Origin of the sequence: Oceaniradius stylonematis, assembly GCF_965223445.1 — a bacterium.
Lineage (GTDB): Bacteria > Pseudomonadota > Alphaproteobacteria > Rhizobiales > Rhizobiaceae > Roseitalea > Roseitalea stylonematis.
Genome location: NZ_OZ244994.1, coordinates 3,257,705 through 3,275,958, shown reverse-complemented (window position 1 = coordinate 3,275,958; position 18,254 = coordinate 3,257,705). Strand labels below are relative to the sequence as shown.

General features: G+C 64.8%; 18 protein-coding genes and 1 tRNA gene. 7 read left to right on the top strand and 12 right to left on the bottom strand.

What is annotated here, in order from left to right:
* The first annotated feature begins 31 nt into the window (after nt 1–31).
* The gene (locus tag ACOQOU_RS16145) at nt 32–253 is read left to right on the top strand and encodes a DUF2842 domain-containing protein (protein WP_109766167.1); all 222 of its coding nucleotides are present in this window, start codon (nt 32–34) and stop codon (nt 251–253) included.
* Between the two features lie 84 nt (nt 254–337).
* Entirely contained in the window at nt 338–1,495 is a 1,158-nt protein-coding gene (locus tag ACOQOU_RS16140; RefSeq protein ID WP_306024700.1) for a GNAT family N-acetyltransferase, read from the top strand.
* A gap of 24 nt (nt 1,496–1,519) precedes the next feature.
* On the opposite strand, the gene ACOQOU_RS16135 is transcribed toward ACOQOU_RS16140, so the two are convergent.
* Nucleotides 1,520–3,649, bottom strand: a complete 2,130-nt coding sequence (locus ACOQOU_RS16135; RefSeq protein WP_306024699.1) for a GumC family protein — start codon at nt 3,647–3,649, stop codon at nt 1,520–1,522.
* Nucleotides 3,650–3,889: 240 nt separating this feature from the next.
* On the opposite strand from ACOQOU_RS16135, the gene ACOQOU_RS16130 reads away from it, so the two are divergent.
* Genes ACOQOU_RS16130 through ACOQOU_RS16115 form a run of 4 tightly spaced genes read left to right on the top strand, consistent with a single transcriptional unit; the run spans nt 3,890 to nt 8,508 of the window.
* The gene (locus ACOQOU_RS16130) at nt 3,890–4,465 is read left to right on the top strand and encodes a polysaccharide biosynthesis/export family protein (protein WP_306024698.1); all 576 of its coding nucleotides are present in this window, start codon (nt 3,890–3,892) and stop codon (nt 4,463–4,465) included.
* Nucleotides 4,466–4,480: 15 nt separating this feature from the next.
* Nucleotides 4,481–5,680 carry a glycosyltransferase gene (locus ACOQOU_RS16125; protein WP_306024697.1) on the top strand — a complete coding sequence of 400 codons (1,200 nt, stop codon included), beginning with the start codon at nt 4,481–4,483 and terminating at the stop codon, nt 5,678–5,680.
* A gap of 45 nt (nt 5,681–5,725) precedes the next feature.
* Nucleotides 5,726–7,264, top strand: coding sequence for an undecaprenyl-phosphate glucose phosphotransferase (locus ACOQOU_RS16120; RefSeq protein WP_109765952.1), 1,539 nt, complete (start codon nt 5,726–5,728; stop codon nt 7,262–7,264).
* 5 nt (nt 7,265–7,269) lie between these two features.
* Nucleotides 7,270–8,508, top strand: coding sequence for an O-antigen ligase family protein (locus ACOQOU_RS16115; protein WP_342633482.1), 1,239 nt, complete (start codon nt 7,270–7,272; stop codon nt 8,506–8,508).
* Nucleotides 8,509–8,543: 35 nt separating this feature from the next.
* Here the strand turns inward: ACOQOU_RS16115 and ACOQOU_RS16110 are convergent.
* From ACOQOU_RS16110 to ACOQOU_RS16080, 7 genes are all read right to left on the bottom strand, one after another.
* Nucleotides 8,544–8,620, bottom strand: a tRNA-Pro gene (locus ACOQOU_RS16110).
* A 67-nt stretch (nt 8,621–8,687) separates the two neighbouring features.
* Nucleotides 8,688–9,251, bottom strand: coding sequence for a MerR family transcriptional regulator (locus tag ACOQOU_RS16105; protein ID WP_109765950.1), 564 nt, complete (start codon nt 9,249–9,251; stop codon nt 8,688–8,690).
* Between the two features lie 45 nt (nt 9,252–9,296).
* Nucleotides 9,297–9,614: an integration host factor subunit alpha gene (locus ACOQOU_RS16100; protein WP_109765949.1), complete on the bottom strand. Its 318-nt coding sequence runs from the start codon at nt 9,612–9,614 to the stop codon at nt 9,297–9,299.
* Between the two features lie 130 nt (nt 9,615–9,744).
* Nucleotides 9,745–10,716 (bottom strand): beta-ketoacyl-ACP synthase III, encoded by a 972-nt coding sequence (locus tag ACOQOU_RS16095; protein WP_109765948.1) that lies wholly within the window; start codon nt 10,714–10,716, stop codon nt 9,745–9,747.
* Entirely contained in the window at nt 10,713–11,798 is a 1,086-nt protein-coding gene (gene plsX / locus ACOQOU_RS16090) for a phosphate acyltransferase PlsX (protein ID WP_375567224.1), read from the bottom strand. The genes ACOQOU_RS16095 and plsX overlap by 4 nt, the downstream gene beginning before the upstream one ends.
* A 102-nt stretch (nt 11,799–11,900) precedes the next feature.
* A complete protein-coding gene (locus ACOQOU_RS16085) occupies nt 11,901–12,461 on the bottom strand; it encodes a YceD family protein (protein ID WP_306024876.1) in 561 nt (186 codons plus the stop codon).
* Between the two features lie 2 nt (nt 12,462–12,463).
* Nucleotides 12,464–13,018, bottom strand: coding sequence for a ubiquinol-cytochrome C chaperone family protein (locus ACOQOU_RS16080; RefSeq protein ID WP_306024696.1), 555 nt, complete (start codon nt 13,016–13,018; stop codon nt 12,464–12,466).
* A 109-nt stretch (nt 13,019–13,127) separates the two neighbouring features.
* Between ACOQOU_RS16080 and ACOQOU_RS16075 the strand changes: the two genes are divergently transcribed.
* A complete protein-coding gene (locus ACOQOU_RS16075; protein WP_109766163.1) occupies nt 13,128–13,646 on the top strand; it encodes an outer membrane protein assembly factor BamE in 519 nt (172 codons plus the stop codon).
* A gap of 105 nt (nt 13,647–13,751) precedes the next feature.
* On the opposite strand, the gene ACOQOU_RS16070 is transcribed toward ACOQOU_RS16075, so the two are convergent.
* From ACOQOU_RS16070 to ACOQOU_RS16055, 4 genes are all read right to left on the bottom strand, one after another.
* On the bottom strand, nt 13,752–15,887 hold the full coding sequence (locus ACOQOU_RS16070; RefSeq protein ID WP_306024695.1) for a sodium-translocating pyrophosphatase: 2,136 nt from the start codon (nt 15,885–15,887) through the stop codon (nt 13,752–13,754).
* A gap of 167 nt (nt 15,888–16,054) precedes the next feature.
* Nucleotides 16,055–17,308, bottom strand: a complete 1,254-nt coding sequence (locus tag ACOQOU_RS16065; RefSeq protein WP_109765945.1) for an MFS transporter — start codon at nt 17,306–17,308, stop codon at nt 16,055–16,057.
* A 19-nt stretch (nt 17,309–17,327) separates the two neighbouring features.
* Nucleotides 17,328–17,798, bottom strand: coding sequence for a transcription antitermination factor NusB (gene nusB, locus ACOQOU_RS16060; RefSeq protein WP_109765944.1), 471 nt, complete (start codon nt 17,796–17,798; stop codon nt 17,328–17,330).
* A complete protein-coding gene (locus tag ACOQOU_RS16055; RefSeq protein WP_109765943.1) occupies nt 17,795–18,238 on the bottom strand; it encodes a 6,7-dimethyl-8-ribityllumazine synthase in 444 nt (147 codons plus the stop codon). Before ACOQOU_RS16055 ends, nusB begins: the two co-directional genes overlap by 4 nt.
* Nucleotides 18,239–18,254: the final 16 nt, after the last annotated feature.

The following is an 18,254-nucleotide window of genomic DNA, read 5'->3' as shown; positions in this document are numbered from 1 at the left end:
TGCTACATGGCAGCCCATCGCGGGAGAGAACATGCCCTATCGTCTCAAGAAATTCATCGGCATGCTGGTTTTGGTCGCGCTGGTCGTCATCTACGCGCTTGTCGCCACGGCCATTGCGTCACACCGTCTGGCCGAAAGCGCGTGGTACGTGCATCTCGCCTTCTTCGCCTTTTCGGGCGTCTTCTGGGTGGTGCCCGCCATGTTCGTCATCTCGTGGATGGAACGCCGCCCAAGGGAAACCGACAGCGGATAACCTGTTTGGCCGTTCGCCTTTCAAGCCCCGTCTCAACGGAAAAGAAACCCGATTGGCGTAGATCGGGTGCGGAGGCTTAATTCAATGGTTGACGTGACATCCAATATGGCGGCCCCCCGCCGCGTTTCCAAGGCCGCGCCGGCCAGCATTGCGGTCGATGTCGTCACCGACATCGAGGTCATCCGTGCCACCGTGGCAGCGATCACACCGGACATGGTGTTCACCGGATACCAGCACCCCGCCTTCCTTTCCGCCTGGGTCGGTAGTGCCGGCTGCGCGCCGATGTTCCTCAAGTTCGCGGTTGTCGGACATGGTCCGGTTCTGCTGCCGCTCGAACGGTGCGACAACGGTGTCGCCGGCTATTGCGGCGGGCGGCACGCGAACGGCAATTTCCCCGTCGGGCGGCGCGAGGACATCGCCGCGCTGTCGGATGCCGGCGAAACGGCGATCCTGTCGGCCATCAAGGCGGCCGGCATTCCCGCCAACTCGCTGTTTCTCGAGCGCCAGCAGGCAAAATGGCACAACCTTGCCAACCCGTTCGTCTTCGCATCGAGCGTTGCCAGCCCGAACATCGCATTGTCCTTTTCCATCGATGGCGACCTCGACACGGTGCTGAAGACCCATGGCGGCAAGAGCAAGCGCAAGAAGTTGCGCAGCTACCGCCGCAAGCTCGATGCGAAGGGATCGGTCGAGTTCCTCCATCCGGTTCCGACCGAACAGGTGTCGCGCTATCTCGACAGGTTTCTGGCACTCAAGGCCGAAAGGTTTCGCCAGGCCGGAATTGCGAATGTTTTCGGCGATGACCGGATCAAGGCCTTCCTGCTCGATCTTTTCACCGACGGGGCGCCCGATCACACGCTGCACGGGCTGACGCTTGACGGCGAGATCATCGCGGTTATCGGCTGCACCAGGCACGCCAATCGGATGACCGTCGAATTCGGTTCATTCGAGCCCGAACATGCCCAGTTGAGACCCGGCGAACTGCTCTTTTTCAGCGCGATCGCCCATGCCTGCGAAACCGGCATCGAAATCTTTGATTTCGGGATCGGAGACGAGCCCTACAAGCGGTCGTGGTGCGACATCGAGACGGTTCACATGGACACGACCATCGGCCTGACGCTGGCGGGCAAGGCACGCGCATTCGCGCAGACCAACCGCAGCCGCGCCGTGCGGGCCATCAAGTCCAACGACCGGGTCTGGTCGGCGGTCAAGACGGCGCGCCGGGCTTTGGCCCGGCGCTGACCGCGGGCCGTCAGGCCGCCATCATTATCCGGCCTTGCGCATCGGTTCGGGTTCGACGGGGTCAGGCATTCCACCCTCCTCCTCGATGACGATCAGCACATCGTCATGTCCGCCTTCGGACAGGTCGCGGGCCGCATCGACCGCGCTTTCACCGCTTTGCGCGTCGACCGACAGGACGATCTCGCTGTCGGCGCTGACAAGACGGTTGAGCCCGGCGGCGTCGGTCGCGCCGCAATCGACCAGCACGATATCGTAGGCCGACGACAGCCCGTCGAGGATGATCGGCAGACGTTCGATGCCGGACACGGCCCGGTCGGGATCGGCATTGCCGTCGGCGATGATGTGCGCGCCGGACGCGCCGTCGCCGAAGATCACATCGGAATAGGAAGCCTCGGCCGCCAGCAGGTCGGTGATGCCCGGATCGGCGGGATCGGCGTCCATCAACCGGCTGGCAAGCCCGGTTCCGCTGAGATCGAGCACGATCGCGCGCAGCCCCCTGGCGTCGATCGCGCGGGCGATCGCGACCGTGTTGTGCGCGCCCGATCCGCCTGCCGGACTGACGATCAGAGCGCGGCCGGCACCCCGGCGCACCAGCTTGGACGCAACGGCGGCGACCGAGAAATTGTCGTTGGCCGGCGGCGCGGCAGCCGGCTCATCGACATCTGTCGGCGGCTCGACAGCGACACGGTCCCGCAGCACGGGCGCATCATCGCGATCTGCCGTTGGGATTGCCCCGGACCCCGCGGCAACGGCCGCGGGCACCAGCGCACGTCCGGAGAACAGTTCGCGCATCAGCGTGACCACCACCATCAGAACCAGCGAGACGAAGAGTGTCGCGCCGACCATCGGCACCATGCGCGGGAAGGATGGCTCGAGCGGCACGGTGGCGCTTGAAATCAGCCGCGCCTTGGCTGGCGCATATTCGCCCTGGTCGCGCGACTGGGCTTCGCGGTAGCGCAGAAGATAGGTTTCGAGCAGTGCCCGCTTGGAGGCGGCTTCGCGCTCGAGCGCTCGCAGTTCCACTTCGCTGCCGCTGGCATCGGCGGACGCGGCCTTGAGCGTGTTCAAATCGCCATTGAGCTCTTCCTCGCGGCCGCGCGCAATGCTCGCCTCGTTGCGCAGGCCGGCCAACACGTTGCGCGCCTGATCGCGTATCTGGGCCTCCAGGCCGCCGATCTGCGATTGCAAGGCCTGCATGCGCGGATGGCCGGGCAACAGCGTCGTCGAAAGATCGGCCTGACGCGCCATCAGATTGGCGCGCTGTTCGGTCAGCCGGGCGACGATGGGCGAGGCGATAACGTCGGGAAGCGTGTCGACCGACGTGCCGCTGTCCAGCGCGCTTTCGACGCTGCGGACGCGCGCTTCCAGCGCGGAGCGTTCGGCGCGCACGCGCGACAGTTCCGTCGACAGTTCGGCGAGCTGCTGGGTCGCAAGTACCGAATTGTTCTGGCCCATGAAAAGGCCGTTGGCGGCGCGGTACTCGGCAACGGCCGCTTCTGCGGCGCGCACCTCGTCCTGGAGCGGACCGATCTCGCTTTCGAGATAGTCCGCGGCCGCGCCGGTGTTCTGCAACTGGGCGCGGCTTTCAAGCGCCACATAGGCCCGGGCCAGCGCATTGGGGACGCGTGCGGCAAGCTCCGAATCGGACGAGCGGAAGCCGATGACGATCACCCGCGAGTTTTCGACCGGAAAGACAGTCAGACGCTCGCGCATCGCATCAAGGACGCGCTTTTCCCCGGCAACGTCGGACGGGTCGGCGCCAAGCCCCAGGGCCGCCAGTCCGCGTCCGAACGCCGACATGGACGCGGCGTCGTTGAATTCGCTGCGGGAAGCCAGATCGAGTTCCCCGGCCACCTGCATCAAAAGATCGGTCGATGTAATGATTTCGACCTGGCTGGCCACCGCTTCCTGGTCGAGGCGGGTCTGATCGGCGAGCGGGTCGCGTTCGGGCCGGGTGAAGACGGATTCGCCGGCATCGATGAGCACACGCGCGTCGGACCGGTATTGCGGGGTGGCAAGCATCAGGGCAACCGCGACCAGCGCGGTGATGACCAACGAACCAATCAGGATGATCCACTTGTCGCGCCAGACGGCCGCAGAGAGCCGGCCGATATCGATATCGGCGTCGCGCGACTGATAGGACGAAACGGCCATTTGATTACTCCGGATACGCAGTACTGGCCGTCCGTTCTAAAGGTTTATGGTAACCACCGCGTAAACCGGCCGTTGAGGGTTCGTTCATCTCGATTGACGATAGGTAAACCGACTGCCCCGCCGCTCGGCGCGCGCAATGGTCGTGCCCGCCGCTTTACCGGCCATTAACCCTAACAGGGCGATAACGGCGTCTGATCGAGGTGCACACGCACTTCTGCTTTTCGACGTTTGGATGTGCCAATGGGTGTTCAGTTGCGCTCCTTTTTGACGACAGGCCTTGTAGCCGCCGCCCTCGTCTCGCTGGCGGCCTGTTCGGGGTACCGCCCCGCGCCGGCGGCGTTTCACGAAGCGATCAGCCAGCCCTACACGCTCGATGCCGGCGACAGCGTTCGGGTGACCGTGTTCGACCAGGTCGATCTGACCAATTCTTATGCGATCGACCAGTCCGGCTACATTTCCTTCCCGCTCGTCGGCGCCGTGCCGGCCCGAGGCAGGACCGTCCAACAGATGGAAAGCGCGATCGCCGCCAAGCTGCGGCAGGGTTTCCTGCGCGATCCGGACGTTTCGGTTCAGGTCGACCAGTACCGGCCGGTCTTCATCATGGGCGAGGTCGGTTCGGCCGGCCAATATGCCTATGTTCCCGGCATGACGGTGCAGACCGCGATCGCATCGGCCGGCGGGTTTTCGGCGCGCGCCAACCAGGCCAATGCCGACATCACACGCCATATCAATGGCCGCGTGATGACAGGGCGGGTGCTGATCTCCGATCCGATCCTGCCCGGCGACACCGTCTATGTCCGCGAGCGGCTGTTCTGACGGGAGCTGACGGCCATGTCCGACACGGCCGGCTTGCGCATCGTCCACGTGCTTCGCGCCCCGATGGGCGGCGTGCTGCGCCATGTCCGCGATCTGGCGCTGGCGCAAGCCGACCGGGGCCACCAGGTCGGGCTGATCTGCGATGTTCCGGGCACCGACGGCTACAACGAAACCATGCTGGAACTGCTGGCCGGCGACCTGCCGCTCGGCCTGCACCGGGTCGCCATGGCCCGCGCCGTCGGCATTGGCGACATTGCGAGCGCCCGCGCAACGCTTTCGGTGCTCAAGCGGCTGAAACCCGACATCGTCCATGGCCACGGTGCGAAAGGCGGCGTTTATGCGCGTGCCATCGGCGCGCTGGCCAATCGCGATGCGCGCCCAGCCCGGCTTTACTCCCCGCACGGAGGAAGCCTGCATTTCGACCCGCAAAGCCGCAAGGGAAAGCTCTATTTCACCGTCGAGCGCTTGCTGGAACGCGCCTGCGAAACCATCCTGTTCGTCGCCGACTATGAGCGATCGGTCTATGCGGCCAAGATCGGCACGCCGCGCTGCACGACGCAAGTGGTCCATAACGGACTGACATCGGCCGAGTTCGAGCCGGTAGTGCCCGCCAGCCAGGCCGCGGCGTTCCTGTTCATCGGCGAAATCCGAATGCTGAAGGGGCCGGATCTGTTCGTGGACGCGATCGCCGCGCTGCGCTCCGGCGACCATGATGATGTCAGGGCGGTGATGGTCGGCGCCGGACCCGATCGGGCAGCGATCGCGGAGCGCATCAGGGCGCAAGGCCTTGCCGGGGCCATCACGATGCATGAACCGATGCCCGCGCGGGACGCCTTTGCCCTTGCCCGTACGGTCGTCATGCCGTCGCGGGCCGAAGCCATGCCCTATATCGTCCTCGAAGCGCTCGCCGCCGGCATGCCGCTGATCGCCACAAAGGTCGGCGGCATTCCCGAGATCATGGGCCAGAACAACGCTGCGCTGGTCGAACCGGCGCTTGTCCCCCTGACCGACGCGATGCGCCGGTCGCTCGACCAGCCGGGCTGGCTCGGCAACCAGATGGTGCCCGTGACCACGCTGAAGTCCCGGTTCAGCGCCGCTGTAATGGCCGAAAGCATCGTCAATGCCTATCGCGAGGCGCTGACGCGCGCCCGTCCGGCAGCGATACAGCGTTCGCCGGCCGGCCCGAAGACCAACGGCGCATCAAGCGTTTCTTAAGCCGAACGCGCTAGCGTCCGGCGGCAATCGCCAACGGACAGTATGATGAACGAGATCGATCCGCGCCTGCGTTACACGCCCGAAAGCGTCAGGGCGTATCAGATCGGTGACGAGCTGGTCGTCAAGGATGGCCAACTCAATTCGCTGGCCGCGCGTATCGCCGACGAGTATCGCAAGGACACGGTGTCGCCATCGATGGTGACCGGACTGCTGCGGGTCGGCGAGTTCGTTGGACTGGCGCTCATCTCCACGGCCATCATGCTCGCCTATGTCGGCGTGCCCTATACGATGATGGTCGAGTATCCGGCCGCGATCCTCGCCGGTTCCACGCTTTATCTGGTCTTTGCCGAGATCGTCGATGCCTACCAGATCCGCGCGATCCGCAACACGCTGCGATGGTTTCCGCGCGTCGCCCTGATGTGGACCGCAGCGTTCGCGGTGATGACGCTGGCCGCCTTCTTCATGAAGGCATCGGAGGACTATTCGCGCGTCTGGTTCGGCTCATGGTTTCTGGGCGGGCTGGTCTTTCTCTTCCTGACGCGGCTGTTGCTCAACTGGCGCGTGCGCCGGTGGGCGCGCAATGGCACCATGGAGCGCCGCGCGGTGATCGTCGGCGGCGGCACGCCGGCCGAAAAGCTGATCCGCGCGATGGAAGCCCAACCGGACAATGACGTGCGCATCTGCGGCATCTTCGACGATCGCGACGATGAACGCTCTCCGCTGGTGGTCGCCGGCTATCCCAAGCTGGGAAACATCGAGGAACTGGTCGAATTCACGCGCCGCGCGCGCATTTCGATGCTGATCGTCTCGCTGCCGCTGGACGCGGAAAAGCGCGTTCTGCACATGCTCAAGAAGCTGTGGGTTCTGCCCGTCGACATCCGCCTTTCGGCCCATTCGCACCGGCTGCGGTTCCGACCGCGCACCTATTCTTACATCGGCAAGGTGCCGATGTTCGACATTTTCGACCGGCCGATCCGGGATTGGGACAGGGTCGCAAAGCGCGGCTTCGACATCTTCTTCTCGCTTGTGGGCATCATCGTGCTGTCGCCGGTCATGCTGGCGACCGCCATCGCCGTCAAGCTGACCTCGAAGGGGCCGGCGATCTTCGTGCAGAAGCGGCACGGCTTCAACAATGAGATCATCAACGTCTACAAGTTCCGCTCGATGTATGTGGACCAGCAGGACGCCACCGCGCGCAACGCGGTGACCAGGGGCGATCCGCGCGTCACGCCGGTCGGCCGGATCATCCGCAAGACGTCGATCGACGAACTGCCGCAGTTCTTCAACGCGCTCAAGGGCGATCTGTCGCTGGTCGGCCCGCGCCCCCACGCCGTCCATGCCCAGACCCGCGACAAGCTTTACGGTGAAGTGGTCGATGGTTACTTCGCGCGCCATCGCGTCAAGCCCGGCGTCACCGGCTGGGCGCAGATCAATGGCTGGCGCGGCGAAGTGGACAGCGACGAAAAGATCAAGAAACGCACAGAATATGATCTCTATTACATCGAGAACTGGTCGCTGCTGTTCGATCTGAAAATCCTGTTCCTGACGCCGATGAGCCTGTTCAACACGGAAAACGCCTATTGACCGATGTGGCCCTCACCCTTCCGGCGGTGGACAGGAACCGCGTGCTGGGCGGCCTTCTGGCCGCCTTTGCCATTTGGGTCGGCGCTTTTCTGAGCGGTTTCGTCATCAACGAGCCGGCCCCTTACGAACTCTACATGGTCGGGCTTGTGGGCATCTGGGTGCTGTGCGGGCTGAGGTTTCCCGCCGCGATCATGCCGTTATTGGTGCTGCTGATCGTGTTCAACATCGGCGGCGTCATCTCGATGATGACGATGACAGAATGGCGCGACGCGCCGATGTATGTCGCCGTCGGTTTTTTTCTCGCCTTCACGGCGATCTTCTTTGCCGCCGTGATCGCCGCGGACGGCCGGCGCGCCGAGATCATCATGAACGGCTATCTCACGGCCGCCGTCCTGACCGGGCTTTTGGGCATTGTCGGCTATTTCAATTTGGTGCCTGGCGCCGACCTGTTCACCCGCTACGGCCGGGCCATGGGCGCCTTTCAGGATCCGAACGTGTTTGCGCCGTTCCTCGCCTTGCCCGCGATCTACTGCCTGCACGGCGTGCTCACCCGGTCGCTCGAAGGCGCGCTGTGGCGGCTGCCCATGCTGATCGTCCTGTCGTTTGCGATCTTCCTGTCGTTCTCGCGCGCCGGTTGGGGCCTGTTCGTCCTGTGCGCCCTGCTTCTGACCGCGTTCCTTCTGATTGCATCGCCCTCGCACCGGTTCCGCCTGCGCATCGCGGCATTGGCCGCCACGGCCTTCGTCGCGGTGGTGATCGCGCTTCTGATCGCCATCCAGATCGAGGCCGTGCGCGAGATGCTGATCGAGCGGGCACGGCTGCAGGACTATGACAGCGGCCAGTCCGGACGGTTCGCCAACCATCTGATCGGCTACATGAAGGCCACCGAACACCCGTTCGGCATCGGCCCGCTCGAGTTCGGGGAGCGGTTCGGCGCCGACACCCACAATATCTGGCTCAAGGCGCTGTTCGACTATTCCTGGCTCGGCTTTGCCAGCTACGTCACGCTGGTCGTCTGGACGCTGGGCGCGGGCCTCAGGATCGTCTTCCGCGACCGGCCATGGCAGCCCATCCTCGTGTGCGCGCTGATCGTCTTTTTCGGGCACGCCCTGATCGGCAACGTCATTGACACCGACCGCTGGCGGCACCTGTTTCTGATCTTCGGCGTGATCTGGGGCTGCATCGCGCTGGAAGCGCGGCATCAGCGTGAAGTCGGCCTTACGCTGCGGCACGCAACGGCATAGCGCGCGAAACCGACCACATCTGACAGTGAAAAGACTGGTCGGAGCGGCGGGATTCGAACCCACGACCCCTACACCCCCAGTGTAGTGCGCTACCGGGCTGCGCTACGCTCCGACCGTGGCAGAGCTATAGTGGCGCGCAGCGGCGCGCACAAGCCCTCAATGCGCGATCGAAGGGCCGCCTACCGCGTCTGGTCGAGAAGCCGCTTGCACTCGAGAAGGTCGAACAGGGCTTCCTGGAGCAATGTGCGGTTGTCGCGCGACAGATCGGCCCCTTCGCCGCTTTCGCCACCCTTGCCGCCAAGCCCGAACAGGCCGCGGCCGCGCGGCCGTGCATGGCCAACCACGACATCGGCGTCGGCCTGGGCAGGCGGTGCGTCGGCGCCCGCCTGCGGCGCGGCCGCTTCGGTTTCCGCCTCGGCCTGGCGCGCTTCGGCATTGCGGCGGGTCATCTCCTCGAGTGCCGACATGTCGCCCGTTCCGATGGCGATGGCGAACTGGATGCCGTTCTCGCGCAGGATCTTCTGCACACCCTTGATCGTGTAGCCTTCCTCATAGAGCAGATGCCTTATGCCGCGCAGCAGGTCCACATCGGTCGGCCGGTAATAGCGCCGGCCGCCACCGCGTTTGAGCGGCTTGATCTGCGAAAAGCGCGTCTCCCAGAAACGCAGCACATGCTGCGGCAGGTCCAGATCGTCGGCGACTTCGGAAATGGTGCGGAACGCGTCGGGGCTCTTGTCCGTCATGGTCGTCCTTCACCTGTCGACAGCGGCGGCCTGGCCATTTGCCCCTCAGCCCTTGCCGTGGCGTTTCTTGTAGCCATCGATGATGCGCTGCTTGAGCACGTTGGACGCCTTGAACGTCACCACGCGACGCGGTGAAATCGGCACTTCCTCACCGGTCTTGGGATTGCGGCCGATCCGCTCGGTCTTGGAGCGCACCTGAAAGGTGGCAAACGACGACAGCTTGACCGTTTCGCCCCGCACGACGGCGTCGCAAATTTCGTTGATGACCATTTCGACGAGGGCGGCAGACTCGGTACGTGACAGGCCCACCTTGCGGTAGACGGCTTCGGTCAGGTCAGACCGTGTGACCGTTTTCTCCCCCATCAAGCTGTCTTTCCGAAGCGCACAAAATCAGAGCCAAAAAAATCGTATCGCCAAAGGCCTTGTAAATCAAGCAAATGCCCCGTGATCCGCGGGACGGAAGGAACAGACGAAGCGCGGAAGAAAGGTGCGGTCACCAGCGCACCAATAATGCGCCCCAGGTGAATCCGCCGCCCATCGCCTCAAGCAGAACCAGATCGCCGCGCTTGATGCGGCCATCGGCGACGGCAACGGAAAGCGCCAACGGGACCGAGGCGGCGGACGTGTTGCCGTGCCGGTCGACCGTGATGACGACCTTGTCTTCGGGAATGCCGAGCTTCTTCGCCGATGCTTCGATGATCCGGCGATTGGCCTGGTGCGGCACGAACCAGTCGATCTGGTCGCCCGAAATGCCGGCTGTGGCGAAGGATTGTTCGATCACGTCGGTGATCATGCCGACCGCGTGCTTGAACACTTCGCGGCCTTCCATGCGCAGATGGCCGGTGGTGCCCGTCGTCGACGGCCCGCCATCGACATAGAGCTTGTCCTTGTGCCGGCCGTCCGAACGCAGATGGGCCGCCAGAATGCCCGTGTCCGATGTCAGCCCGACGCCGGCGGCCTCCTCGACGACAACGGCGCCGGCGCCATCGCCGAAGAGCACGGCGGTACGCCGGTCGGTCCAGTCGAGAATGCGCGAGAACGTCTCCGCGCCGATCACCAGGACACGCCGCGCCAGTCCGGCCCTGATGTAGGTGTCGGCGGTGGTCAGCGCGTAGATGAAGCCGGTGCATACGGCCTGGATGTCGAACGCGGCGCCATGGTGCATGCCAAGCCGGTTCTGGATGTTGACGGCCGTGGCCGGAAACGTGTTGTCGGGCGTCGAAGTGGCGACGATGATCAGGTCGATATCGTCGGGGGTCCGGCCGGCATCGTCGAGCGCCGCGCGCGCAGCGGCTTCTCCCAGAGACGCGCTGGTTTCGTCGTCGCCGGCGATATAGCGCTGCGTGATGCCCGTGCGCTGCCTGATCCATGCGTCGGAGGTTTCGAGCTTGGCCTCGAGTTCGGTGTTCGGAACGACCCGTTTCGGCAATGCGGAGCCGACGCCGGTGATGGCTGATCTTATCATTGTGCTGCCTTGGGCCGAGCGTCTTCGCCGTCTTCTTCCGGACCGCCACGGCCAGGACCGTCGTGGAACAGGTGAATGTCGTGGTGGATCTTGTCGACCAGACCGTTGCGCACCATGTCATGGGCCATGTCGACGGCGGCGGCAAAGCCTTCATCGTCGGTGCCGCCATGGCTTTTGACGACGATGCCGTTCAGGCCCAGGAAGACGCCGCCATTGACCTTGCGCGGGTCCATCCGGTCGCTGAGACGACGGAAGGCGCCGCGCGCCAGAACGTAACCGAGGCGCGCCATCAGCGTCCGGCTCATCGCCGCGCGCAGATATTCGCCGATCTGGCGCGCGGTGCCCTCGGCGGTCTTCAGCGCGATGTTCCCGGAGAAGCCCTCCGTGACGACGACATCGACCGTGCCGCGGCCCAGATCGTCGCCTTCGACAAAGCCGTGATAGTCGAGCCCGTCGAGATCGGCCTCACGCAGGAGGCGCCCGGCTTCCTTGACCTCTTCCTGTCCCTTGATCTCCTCGACGCCAACATTGAGCAGGCCGACGGTCGGACGCTCGACCTCGATCAATGCGCGCGCCATTGCCGCGCCCATCACCGAGAAATCGACCAGTTGCAGCGCGTTGGCGCCGATGGTCGCGCCGACATCGAGCACGATCGATTCGCCCCGCAGCGTCGGCCAGATGGCGGCGATGGCGGGACGCTCAATATCGGCCATCGTGCGCAGGCAAAAGCGCGACATGGCCATCAGCGCGCCGGTGTTTCCCGCCGAAACGCACACATCGGCCTCGCCCGACTTGACCGCCTCGATCGCCTTCCACATGGACGACTTCCAGCGCCCGTTCCGCAGGGCCTGGCTGGGCTTGTCGTCCATTTTGACGGCGACATCGCAATGAACGATCGTGCTGGCCTCGCGCAGTTTGGGATGGCCGGCAAGCGCCGCCTCGATCTCGTCCTTCTTGCCGAACAGCAGGAAGCGCATGCCGGGATGCCGCGACAGCGAGATCGCCGCGCCAGGGATGACGACCGAAGGGCCGTGGTCGCCGCCCATCGCATCCACCGAGACCGTTATCACCGTGTTGCTCATCCTGTTTCGCGCGTGTCCGGGCCGGGCGCGGCGTGGGGGCCGGCCGCAGCGTGCGGCACCATAGCGATAATGATCGTCCGCTCAACCGGCAATTTGGCGTTCCTAGCCATCGCCCTTCTGGCGCAACGCCTTGAGCGCGGCAAACGGGTTTTCCCGCTCTTCGGCCGGCTCGACGGCCTTTTCGGAAGGTGGTGCAACGCCTGGCGCGCGGGGATAGGGATCGAGTGCGAGCGCGAAAAATTCCTCGGTCACCGCGCCGATATCGAGCATGGGCGGCTCGAACGGTTCGGGCAGGTCCGGCCCCTCGGCATCGATGATCAGATCGCCGCCCTCGCCCGGTTCCATGCGCCTTTCCAGCGCCGAACCCTGGGGCACATAGATCGCGTCGATCTCGGCTTCGACGGTCGCGGCGACCGGCTCGAGCGAGACGACGCATTGCTGGGTGACGCGCGCGCTGACCCGGCCGGTCAGGCGGACGCCGTCACGCTGCCACCGCCGGACATGGACGGTGGCCTTGAAACTGTCGGCAGCCAGCAGACCGTGCGCGGCGGCCAACTGTTCCAACTGCGCCCCATCGGCTGCGATCGTCTCGTCGCGCCCCTTTTGAGGAAGCACGGACACGTTGATGGCGTGGGAAACCGGCGAACTGCCGGCAGCGGGCATGCTCACGCCACCGCCCCGGCATCGGGGAAGGCCACATCGCCGGTGAGCAGCGTCGCATCGTCCCGGGCGGCGAGCGCCTTGACGGCGGCCAGCATGTAACGGGCGATCGCATCGGCCCTGAAATCGGCGGTTGCGGCATCGCCAGGCATGATGTTGCGGCCGAGGGCGGCTGCCAGCGCCCCGGCATCGCCGGCATCCATCGCCTCCCAGTAGGGTCCCATGCGGCCATAAAACATGCGGGCAAGCTTCTTCATGCGCTTGGGAACGCCGACGTCGCCGACGCCTAGCTCCCGGATCGAGTGATCGACGTCCTTGAAGAACTCGTCGAGCACATCCTGGGCCAGGGCCTGCAGCGGTTCGCTGCTGTCGCGCGTGCGGTGCAGCAGCACGATCATGTGCAGGCCGAGCGATTCATAACGGCCAAGCGGCGTATCGGGGATGCCCCAATCGGCATAGAGAACCGGCTGCCGTGCGGCATCGACGACATGCCGGAACACCCGGTCGACGATGATCCGGTTGGCGTTTTGGCCCTTTCGCCGAAACAGTGACACAATCATGCGCTTATCCAGAACGGGTTCCGGCGGCGAACGGCCGACGGCTTGCACGGCGGCCATAGCTGGGTTACCGGGTGATTTCCAGCGCGGCCGGGTATTGACGGCCAAGGAGATGAATGTGACGGCTCGAAAATTCAAGGCGCATGGCCGCTCTTTTGCCGGCGTGGCCCTCGTGTTGGCTGCGGCAACGGCCCTGTCGGCGTGCAATGCGTCGACGAGCGATGTGCTCAACATGTCCGAAACGTTCAAGCAGGGCTATGTCGTCGACGAACAGACGCTGGCGCTGGTGCCGCCCGGATCGAGCCGCGACCAGGTGCTGCTGACGCTCGGCACGCCGACCACGACCGAGACGTTCGACAATGAGGTGTTCTACTACATCTCCCAGACGCGTGAGCGGCGCGCGCAGTTTCTCAAGCCGCGCCTGGTGGACCAGAGGGTTCTGGCGGTCTATTTCAACGAAGAGAGCACGGTCGAGCGGATCGCCGATTACGGCCTTCAGGATGGCCGCGTGTTCGACTTCATCACACGCACGACGCCGACCGGCGGCCGCGACCAGACGTTCCTGGCGCAAATCCTGTCCGGCTCGATCGGCGGGCCTTCGGCGGAATCCATCTTGCGCGGCGGGCGGTAGGCGGCCGCCGGTTCGGGCCGTCGCCCCAAGGGCAACTATCAGATTCAAAGAAAAACCCGCGCGGATCGCTCCGCGCGGGTTTTTCGTGTCGGGTCGCAATGCCCGCTAGTGGGCGAGAACCGCCAGCAGCAGCAGTGCGACGATGTTGGTGATCTTGATCGCCGGGTTGACGGCCGGGCCGGCGGTGTCCTTGTAGGGATCGCCGACCGTGTCGCCGGTCACGGACGCCTTGTGGGCTTCCGAACCCTTTTCGTGCTTGACGCCGTCCTTGTCGATGAAGCCGTCTTCGAACGACTTCTTCGCATTGTCCCAGGCGCCGCCGCCCGAGGTCATCGAGATGGCGACGAACAGGCCGTTGACGATCACGCCGAGCAGCATCGCGCCGACCGCGGCAAAGGCCGAGGCTTTCGAGCCCGAGATCAGCAGCACGCCAAAATAGACAACAAGCGGCGCCAGAACCGGCAGCAGCGACGGCACGATCATCTCCTTGATCGCGGCCTTGGTCAGCATGTCGACCGCGCGGGCATAGTCCGGGCGCTCGGTGCCTTCCATGATACCCGGCTTTTCGCGGAACTGACGACGCACTTCCTCGACCACCGCGCTCCCGGCCCTGCCGACGGCGGTCATCGCGATGCCGCCGAACAGGTACGGAATCAGGCCGCCGAACAAAAGGCCGGCAACGACATAGGGGTTGGACAGATCGAACGAGATCTCGCCAACATCGGAGAAGTAGCTGTAGGTGTCCGGATTGGCGACGAAGTAGGTCAGATCGTTCGAATAGGCTGCAAACAGCACCAGCGCGCCGAGGCCGGCCGAACCGATGGCATAGCCCTTGGTGACGGCCTTGGTGGTGTTGCCGACCGCATCGAGCGCGTCGGTGGACTTGCGCACTTCCGGGTCGAGACCGGCCATTTCCGCAATGCCGCCAGCATTGTCGGTGACCGGACCGAACGCGTCGAGCGCGACGATCATGCCGGCGAGGCCGAGCATCACGGTGACCGCGATGCCGGTACCGAACAGGCCGCCAAGCTGGAACGTGGAGATGATGCCGGCGACGATGACGATGGCCGGCAGCGCGGTCGATTCAAGCGAAACGGCCAGACCCTGGATGACGTTGGTGCCGTGGCCGGTCACCGATGCCTGGCTGATCGAGTTGACCGGACGCTTGTTTGTGCCGGTGTAGTATTCGGTGATGATCACGATCAGGCCGGTGACGACGAGACCGATCAGGCCGCAGTAGAACAGATACCGGCCCTCGATGGTCTTGCCGGCAACTTCGCCGATCTCGCCCCAGCCGACGGTCAGCGAGGTCGCCGCGCCAAGGCCGAAGACGGTGAGGATGCCGGTCGCGATCAGGCCCTTGTAGAGCGCGCCCATGATCGAGCCGTTGGTGCCCAGACGCACGAAGAAGGTACCGATGATCGAGGTCAGAAGGCACGCGGCGCCGATGGCCAGCGGATAGAGCATGACCGAAGCCAGCACGTCGGTGCCGGCAAAGAAGATCGCGCCAAGCACCATGGTGGCGACGACGGTCACCGCATAGGTCTCGAACAGGTCGGCGGCCATGCCGGCACAGTCGCCGACATTGTCGCCCACATTGTCGGCGATGGTTGCCGGGTTGCGCGGATCGTCCTCGGGAATGCCCGCTTCGACCTTGCCGACCAGATCGCCGCCGACATCGGCACCCTTGGTGAAGATGCCGCCGCCGAGACGCGCGAAGATCGAGATCAGCGATGCACCGAAGCCCAGCGCGACGAGCGCATCGATGACGGTGCGGCTTTCGGGCGAAAGGCCCATCATGTCGGTCAGGACATAGTAGTAGATCGCAACGCCGAGCAGCGCGAGGCCGGCCACCAGCATGCCGGTGATCGCGCCCGACTTGAAGGCGATGTCGAGACCGCCGGACAGCGAGTGGGCGGCGGCCTGTGCGGTGCGCACATTGGCGCGGACCGACACGAACATGCCGATATAGCCGGCGACGCCCGAAAGCACCGCGCCGATCAGGAAGCCGATGGCCGCCGTTGCGCCCAGAAGCGCCCAGGTAATGGCGCAGACCACGGCGCCGACGATGGCGATGGTGGTGTATTGCCGGTTCAGATAGGCCTGTGCGCCCTCGCGGATCGCGCCGGCGATTTCCTGCATGCGCTCGTTGCCCTGGTCGGCTGCAAGCACCGACTGGGTGGCCCAGATCGCATAGACAATCGATACAAGGCCGCAGGCAATAACGGCGAGAAGTATCATCGATTTTCCTCCTGAAGTTCCGCCCAAGGTCCCCCGGCGGATCGGATCAATTCTGAATTGCGGCACCCGGACGGGCCCGCATCGGCGTCGTCTATGCAGAATGGGCGTTTGGGGGTCAAGGCACCAGGCGCCCTATTCCCAAATGGTTGTAAAACGGGCCGTGCGCATCACGGGTGGTGGGCGGCCTCCGAGGCGGCGCGGCGATCGTGAAGGACGAAGATCGCAAGGACGACCAGGCAGACCGCGGCGACCGGCAGCAGGATCCAGTTGAGCGCCGCCCAGCCCAGCTCCACCTGGCCGCCGAACAGATTGAGCGTCGCCCCCGACATCAGCGAGGCGAAGGCGACCGTGCCGAAAAGGGCGAAATCGTGCACACCCTGCACCTTGTTCTTTTCGGCGGGCGTATAGGTTTCGGTCAGCATGGCGGTGGCGCCGATGAAGCCGAAGTTCCAGCCGACGCCGAGCAGGATCAGCGCCAGCCAGAACTGCCAGAGCGCAATGCCCGACAAAGCCACCAGACCACATGCGATCAGGATGAGAAGCCCGGTGGCGACGATCGTCTCCTTGCCGAACCGGGCGATCAGATTGCCCGTGACGAAGCTGGGCGCGAACATGGCCATGACATGCCAGGAGATGCCGAGCGTTGCTTCTTCGGTGGAAAACCCGCAGCCCACCATGGCGAGCGGCGCGCCGGTCATCAAAAAGCTCATCAGCGCATAGGTCGTCACGCCGCAGACGAAAGCGACGACAAAGCGCGGCTGGGCGATGATGGCGCCAAGCGAACGCTCCGGCCCGGTGGGAATGTTGGCCGGATCGGTCTCGACGTGATCCTTGATCTTGAGCGTCGACAAAATCGCCGCGCCGAGAAGACCCAGCCCGATGACCGCCACGAAGGCGCCGGCGAATTCGACCGGCGCGAACATGTCCTTGGTGTGGATGACCGCCTGCGGCCCGATGATCGCGGCGAAGACACCGCCGCCCAGCACCCAAGAGATCGCCTTGGGCTTGAACAGCTTGGGAGACGCGTCGGCGGCGGCGAACCGGTATTGCTGGACGAATGCGCCGCCAAGGCCGATGACCAGAAGTCCGGTCGCGAAAAGGATGAAACTTGTTTGGAACAGGCCGAGTGCGGCGATCGCGCCGCCAAGCGCGGTGACCATGGCGCCCGAAACGAAGCCGTTGCGGCGGCCGACGGCGCGCATCAGCATGGCTGCGGGCAGAGCGCCAAGCGCAACGCCGATGTTGAAGCCTGTCACGGGCAGTGTCGCCAGCGTCTTGTCGGCGCCCAGAAGATAATGGCCGGCGAGCCCGCCCAGCGAGATGGCGACCGGCGCCGCCGCGCCAACGATCGCCTGCGAGGTGGCGATGGTCAGCGTGGTGCGCTTGGCGGTCACAAGGTCCTGGGCTGCGCTTGCGGTCATCGGTCTCGCGCCTGTCCTTTTATTGTTGTCGGTGCTGGCGGGCGATGCGGTCGAGCACCGCATTGACCATGCGCGGCTCCTCGCCCTCGTCGAAGAACGCATGCGCCACATCGACATATTCGGTGACGATGACCGGCACCGGCACATCCTTGCGATGGAGCAGTTCCCAAGCGCCGGCCCTCAGAACCGCGCGCAACGTCCCGTCGAGGCGCGACAGCGGCCAGTCCTCGGTCAGCGCGTCGCGGACAACCGGATCGATCCGGGTCTGTTCGGCGACCACTCCCGAAAGGATCGCCCGGAACCAGGCGGGATCGGCGTCGCGATACTGGAAGCCGTCGATCTCCTTGCCGAGGCGAAAGGTTTCATATTCGGCGGCGGTTTCAAGCACGCCGGCGCCGGACATGTCCATCTGGTAGAGCGCCTGCACCGCGCCGAGGCGCGCCACGCCGCGTTTGTTGGCAGCCTTGGTTTTGGAGGCGCTGGCGTTCATCGCACGTCGAGCCTTGCACGCAGCGCGATCATGGCCAGCGCGGCTCTCGCTGCAGCGCCGCCCTTGTCCTTGCGGGTCTTGTCGGCGCGGGCCCAGCCCTGCTCCTCGTTCTCGACGGTCATGATGCCATTGCCGATGGCGAGCTTGTGGTTCACGGCGAGATCGGTCAGGCCGCGCGCGGATTCGTTGCAGACCAACTCGAAATGATAGGTTTCGCCGCGAATGACCATGCCGAGCGCAACATAGCCGTCATAGCGCGTCCGGCCGTCCTGCGCGAAGGCGATCGCCGCGGGCACTTCGAGCGCGCCGGGCACGGTGACGATGTCGTAGGTTGCGCCCGCGTCCTCGATGGCGCTGATCGCGCCGGCGAGCAGCGCGTCGGACATGTCGTCATAAAACCGTGCTTCAACGATCAGGAGATGCGCTTTTTCAGAGCTCATGGGATACCGGTCTCAA

Bases quoted from the DNA above. Each gene is read 5' to 3' on its own strand.
- plsX (WP_375567224.1), bottom strand. From the start codon at position 11,798: ATGAGCAACACGGTGATAACGGTCTCGGTGGATGCGATGGGCGGCGAC.
- ACOQOU_RS16120 (WP_109765952.1), top strand. From the start codon at position 5,726: ATGAACGAGATCGATCCGCGCCTGCGTTACACGCCCGAAAGCGTCAGG.
- ACOQOU_RS16085 (WP_306024876.1), bottom strand. From the start codon at position 12,461: ATGCCCGCTGCCGGCAGTTCGCCGGTTTCCCACGCCATCAACGTGTCC.
- ACOQOU_RS16075 (WP_109766163.1), top strand. From the start codon at position 13,128: ATGAATGTGACGGCTCGAAAATTCAAGGCGCATGGCCGCTCTTTTGCC.
- ACOQOU_RS16070 (WP_306024695.1), bottom strand. From the start codon at position 15,887: ATGATACTTCTCGCCGTTATTGCCTGCGGCCTTGTATCGATTGTCTAT.
- nusB (WP_109765944.1), bottom strand. From the start codon at position 17,798: ATGAACGCCAGCGCCTCCAAAACCAAGGCTGCCAACAAACGCGGCGTG.
- ACOQOU_RS16140 (WP_306024700.1), top strand. From the start codon at position 338: ATGGTTGACGTGACATCCAATATGGCGGCCCCCCGCCGCGTTTCCAAG.
- ACOQOU_RS16055 (WP_109765943.1), bottom strand. From the start codon at position 18,238: ATGAGCTCTGAAAAAGCGCATCTCCTGATCGTTGAAGCACGGTTTTAT.
- ACOQOU_RS16080 (WP_306024696.1), bottom strand. From the start codon at position 13,018: ATGATTGTGTCACTGTTTCGGCGAAAGGGCCAAAACGCCAACCGGATC.
- ACOQOU_RS16145 (WP_109766167.1), top strand. From the start codon at position 32: ATGCCCTATCGTCTCAAGAAATTCATCGGCATGCTGGTTTTGGTCGCG.
- ACOQOU_RS16125 (WP_306024697.1), top strand. From the start codon at position 4,481: ATGTCCGACACGGCCGGCTTGCGCATCGTCCACGTGCTTCGCGCCCCG.
- ACOQOU_RS16105 (WP_109765950.1), bottom strand. From the start codon at position 9,251: ATGACGGACAAGAGCCCCGACGCGTTCCGCACCATTTCCGAAGTCGCC.
- ACOQOU_RS16130 (WP_306024698.1), top strand. From the start codon at position 3,890: ATGGGTGTTCAGTTGCGCTCCTTTTTGACGACAGGCCTTGTAGCCGCC.
- ACOQOU_RS16095 (WP_109765948.1), bottom strand. From the start codon at position 10,716: ATGATAAGATCAGCCATCACCGGCGTCGGCTCCGCATTGCCGAAACGG.
- ACOQOU_RS16135 (WP_306024699.1), bottom strand. From the start codon at position 3,649: ATGGCCGTTTCGTCCTATCAGTCGCGCGACGCCGATATCGATATCGGC.
- ACOQOU_RS16100 (WP_109765949.1), bottom strand. From the start codon at position 9,614: ATGGGGGAGAAAACGGTCACACGGTCTGACCTGACCGAAGCCGTCTAC.
- ACOQOU_RS16065 (WP_109765945.1), bottom strand. From the start codon at position 17,308: ATGACCGCAAGCGCAGCCCAGGACCTTGTGACCGCCAAGCGCACCACG.